At 37.9% G+C, this 935-nt stretch carries 2 protein-coding genes; one reads left to right on the top strand and one right to left on the bottom strand.

What is annotated here, in order from left to right:
- Positions 1–180 precede the first annotated feature (180 nt).
- Complete coding sequence (locus tag ELS82_RS25365; protein ID WP_134837809.1) at positions 181–642, top strand: hypothetical protein; 462 nt, start codon at positions 181–183, stop codon at positions 640–642.
- A 109-nt stretch (positions 643–751) separates the two neighbouring features.
- Here the strand turns inward: ELS82_RS25365 and ELS82_RS26815 are convergent.
- Positions 752–935, bottom strand: a 184-nt coding sequence (locus ELS82_RS26815) for a hypothetical protein (protein ID WP_208733322.1), incomplete at its 5' end; no start/stop codon positions are given.

Raw genomic sequence — 935 nt, 5'->3', positions numbered from 1 at the left:
TGATGTGTAGCAATTGTGTTATAACAATCAATTTAAGAGGGATTCACAACGCTTGGCATTTTTGCTTCTACTTCAAATTTAGTGTTTATGGCACAATGCATTAGGTTTGGGGGAGGCGTTGTTCACCCCTTAATTGGGCGTTAGGTTTTATTTGGAAAATTTAGTGAGTTGGAAGTAATTATGGTTAATATTGATCTCATCCTAAAAGGATACGATGAGGCATTTTTGCGTCTGAGAACTCAGCGTAATGACGCTAAAATTAATGGTGATTCAAAGTCTTTATATATCCCTTTAGTTGAAACTTTGGGTTGGGCGGATGTTATAGAAGAATATTTTGATGAACGCTTTGGTAAGGATTGGATGTTAAAGTTACCAAACTCAAAATCTGATTATGAGCAGGTGATTCTAGGCTTTCGCTATGCCAGAAATGTTGTGCATCACAGGTGGGCAGTTGCGGTGGAACTAGACTCTCAAATTCCACTTCTTCAAGATTGGCGCTGGAAATTAACACTAGAAAGCACAAGACCACAACCTAAGAACCATGCAGCTTACGAAAGCAAATTAGCAGGTCGAGCATTACGTCATACTTTTAAAGATCTTCATAAAATTTATGGCTTAGCAAGAAAGCACTTAGTAGATTAAGAACTATTCACTACGCTATTGAAAGTAAAACCTAACAATAAATTTAAGAGTGATTCACAACGCTTGGCGCTTTCACTTCAAGCCAGTTTAGTGTTTATGGCACAATGGTTTAGGTAAGGCGGTAGCGTTGTTCACACCTTAATTTGGCGTTAGGTGTCAAAGAGTGTTCAGTGCAAGCCAGTTGAGGTAATCTTAAGGCTAAAGCTAGCAATTTAATTTGGCAACAATATGGATTACGAAGAATATCAATTACTTGCTGATCAACAGCGAGAGCTAAACAATCAACTACTTGA

This window comes from Vibrio ouci, assembly GCF_004551525.1.
GTDB lineage: Bacteria > Pseudomonadota > Gammaproteobacteria > Enterobacterales > Vibrionaceae > Vibrio > Vibrio ouci.
The sequence above is the reverse complement of the archived record's forward strand: the minus strand, read 5'-3'. Positions and strand labels throughout refer to the sequence as shown.